3 protein-coding genes and 1 tRNA gene are annotated in these 3324 nt (G+C 69.3%); 1 reads left to right on the forward strand and 3 read right to left on the reverse strand.

All coding sequences use genetic code 11. The annotated features are described in order from the left end of the window. Nucleotides 1-90: 90 nt before the first annotated feature. Nucleotides 91-1536, reverse strand: a complete 1446-nt coding sequence (locus VGT80_RS11055; protein ID WP_327455741.1) for a peptide MFS transporter — start codon at nucleotides 1534-1536, stop codon at nucleotides 91-93. A gap of 144 nt (nucleotides 1537-1680) precedes the next feature. On the opposite strand from VGT80_RS11055, the gene VGT80_RS11060 reads away from it, so the two are divergent. Continuing rightward, nucleotides 1681-2922: an MFS transporter gene (locus tag VGT80_RS11060; protein WP_327455743.1), complete on the forward strand. Its 1242-nt coding sequence runs from the start codon at nucleotides 1681-1683 to the stop codon at nucleotides 2920-2922. 31 nt (nucleotides 2923-2953) lie between these two features. On the opposite strand, the gene VGT80_RS11065 is transcribed toward VGT80_RS11060, so the two are convergent. Then, a tRNA-Val gene (locus tag VGT80_RS11065) sits at nucleotides 2954-3030 on the reverse strand. 12 nt (nucleotides 3031-3042) lie between these two features. Then, nucleotides 3043-3324, reverse strand: a 282-nt coding sequence (locus VGT80_RS11070; protein WP_327455745.1) for a TMEM165/GDT1 family protein, incomplete at its 5' end; no start/stop codon positions are given.

The raw sequence follows: 3324 nt of genomic DNA on the forward strand, positions 1-3324 counted from the left end.
GCCGGCTTGCCCCACCAGCTGGCGCAGCCGAAGCCGATCTCCGAGACCGTCAGCCCCGTCGCGCCGAGCGGGCGGTAGAGCATGGCGCGGTCAGGGCGCCTCTTGCGCGTCGGCCAGCGCCACGGTGGTCATGTCCGGCTCGGTCGGCTGACCGATCAGCACGCGGCCGAAGAGCAGCTTGATGACCAGGAACACGACGCCGGCGCCGCCGACGAGACCGGCGTGCAGCAGCCAGAACCTCTCCGGCGTCATCTGCTCGTAGAGCGTGCCCAGGTAGCCGACGAGGTTGTTCCCGGCCCACAGGTGCAGGTAGTAGAATCCGATCACCAGGCCAGCGACGTGGCGCGGCGCGGCGCGCGCGAACAACGCGAGGCCCACGGGGAAGACATTGGCGAAGCCGATGTCGTTGATCAGATGGAAGGCGAGCAGCCACGAGAAGCTGACCTTCTGCCCTGGTCCCGCCAGCATGGTCCCGATCGCCAGGCAGGCGACGCCGGCGCCGCTAAGCAGGCAGCCGATGATGATCTTTCCGAGCTCGTCGGGCTCGGGAAAGCGGGTTTTCCAGATGCGCCAGAACAACACCATCCCCAGGAGCGTGATCACCGAGACCGTGGAATCCACCGAGACCAGTTGGCTGCTGAGGATGGGAATTCCGAAGAAGTGCAGGTCCGCGAATTTGTCGGCCCACACGAGGTAGGTGTTGGGGATCTGGTTATTGCCGACCACGGAAATCGCCAACACCGGCAGGATGCAGGCGAGCAGGATAAGAACCTGCCAGTCGCGCGCGGTGATCGACTTGCGCAGCGCGGCAGCCTCGGCGCGGGTCTTGCGCTCGCGCGGCGGGTCCGGCGGCAGGTGGCGGCGCCCGACGAGGTAGATCACCAGCGCGATCAGCATGCCCACGCCGGCCGCGCCGAATCCATAGTGCCAGGCTATGCCTTGCCCGAGCGCCCCGGTGATCCACGGACCGAAGATCACGCCGGCATTGATCCCCAGGAAGAAGATCTGGAAGGCGTCGGCGCGACGGTTGTCCTCCCGCGAATAGAGCGAGCCGACCTGGGTCGCAATGTTGCCCTTCAGGCAGCCCGCGCCGAACATCAGACAGCACAGGGCCAGCAGGAACGAGACGTCGAAGGCCATCAGGAAGTGGCCGAGCGCCATGATGCAGGCGCCCACGATGATCGTCCGCGTGCGGCCTAGCCGGTCGGCGATAAGCCCGCCGAGCAGGGGCGTCAGATAGACCGTACTCGAATAGACCGCGTAGATCGACGAGGCGAGCTGCTGGTCGGAGAAGTGGCGACCGCCGCCGTAGATGCGTTCCAGGATCGGCCGGATGAAGGCCAGGCCGAACACGTGCTCCACATGCCCAGGCTTGAGCAGCTGCTGGTTCATGTAGAGCACCAGCAGGGCCAGCATGCCGTAGTACGAGAACCGTTCCCACGCCTCGGTCGAGGACAGGAACGCCAGCCCCTTCGGGTGGCCGATGAAGGAGCGATCCTCGTGGATCGCGGTCTCCCGCGCAGACGCCGCCGTCATCCGAATCCTCCGTTCGACGCGCCACTTAAGCCCGAAAGCTCTGCGTTGAGGAAGAGGGCGGCCGAAGCGCACAGCCGGTTGCGCTCCGCTCCGGCCTCGCGTCCTATGGCAGCGACGGCCGCAATGCGTCGCGGGGGCAATGCCATGACGACCAGCGCGGCGGGCGCGGCCCCGCGCCTGCCCAAGCCCGATCCCGACAGCCTGGCGGCCGCCATCCTGCTGGCCTTCCTGACCACGGCCGGCCTCTTCTACGTCAACATCCTGGCCGCCCTGGTGGACGGGCTGAGGCATGCGCTCGCCTTCTCGGCGCGCGACGCGGGCCTGATCGCCTCGGCCAATGTCTATGGCGCGGCGACGGGCTCGCTGATCGCCGCCCTGATCGGCCCCCGCCTGCCCTGGCGGCCCACCGCGGTCGTGGTGCTGATCGTCATGACTGCGCTCGACCTCGGCTCGATGCTGCTGCCGACGCCTGGCGCGCTGCTGGCGGTGCGCTTCGCCCATGGCCTGGCCGGCGGCCTACTGGTCGGTGTTGGCATCTCGCTGATCGGCCGCACCCGCCTGCCCGAGCGCGGCTTCGGCGTGCTGCTGTTCCTGCAGTTCGGCCTGGGCGGGCTGGGCGTCATCGTGCTGCCGCGGCTGGTCGCCCTGTTCGGGGTCAAGGCGCTGTTCTTCGCCCTCATCGCCATGAGCCTGACGACACTGGCAATGGTGCCCTTCATCTCCGTCGCCGCGCGCGACCCCCACGCGCCGCGGCTCCGGGCCGCGCGGCCCACGGGCGCCCGCTGGCTGGCCCTGGGCGCGATGGGCTCGATCTTCATCTTCCAGGCCCAGGGCACGTCGGTCTCGGCCTATGCGCTGGGCATGGGCGAGGCATTCGGCCTGTCGCGGAACTATGTCTCGGCGACGGTCGGCGTGGGCACGTGGCTGGGCCTCGTCGGCGCCGGCGCGGTGGTGCTCAGCGGCACGCGCTTCGGCCGGCTGGCGCCGATCTGCGCCTCCGTGCTGCTGACCATGCTGACGGGCGTCCTCCTGGTGTTCTGGGGCCGAGCGCCGGCCATGTGGTTCATCGCCAATGCGCTCGCCTCGTTCTCGTGGGCGTATGTGATCCCCTACATCTACGGCCTCTGCTCGGCCTTCGACGCCGACGGACGCACCGCTATGTGGGCAGGGTTCCTCTCGAAGCTGGGCCTGGCGACCGGCCCGGCGGTGGGCGCCTTCGTCCTGGCCGAGACCCACTATGTCCGCCTGCTGTGGTCGGCCGCCAGCGTCGCGGCCCTGTGCATCGTGGCCGCCGCCCCGGCCGCCTGGGTGCTGGACCGCGCCGGCCGCCGGGGTCAGGGCGCGCCCGGTCCCGCCAGCCCCTCCGGCCTCGCCGAGCCGGCCTGACCGGGCGCTCGAGATACGCCCGCGCGAAGGCTGGTGGGCGGCGAGGGGTTCGAACCCCCGACCCCCTCGGTGTAAACGAGGTGCTCTGACCAGCTGAGCTAGCCGCCCTTTCCGCGGTTTCTAGACCACCCCGAACGCCGACAGAACCACCCAGACGCCGATCAAGGCGAACATGGCGGCTGCGGCCATGCGCACATAGCTGAGCGGCACGATCTTGGTGGCCGCCTCGCCCAGCAGCACGGCGGGCACGTCGGCGAGCAGCATGCCGATCGTCGTGCCGGCCGCGACCATGGCGATCTGGTGGTAGCGGGCGGCGAGCAGGCTGGTGGCGATCTGGGTCTTGTCGCCGATCTCCACGAAGAAGAATGAAATCAGCGTGGTCAGGAACACCCCGCCCCGGCT

Origin of the sequence: Phenylobacterium sp., assembly GCF_035944335.1 — a bacterium.
Taxonomy (GTDB): Bacteria; Pseudomonadota; Alphaproteobacteria; order Caulobacterales; family Caulobacteraceae; genus Phenylobacterium.

Coding starts and splice junctions, on each gene's coding strand:
- VGT80_RS11055 (WP_327455741.1), bottom strand. CDS start 1,536: ATGACGGCGGCGTCTGCGCGGGAGACCGCGATCCACGAGGATCGCTCC.
- VGT80_RS11060 (WP_327455743.1), top strand. CDS start 1,681: ATGACGACCAGCGCGGCGGGCGCGGCCCCGCGCCTGCCCAAGCCCGAT.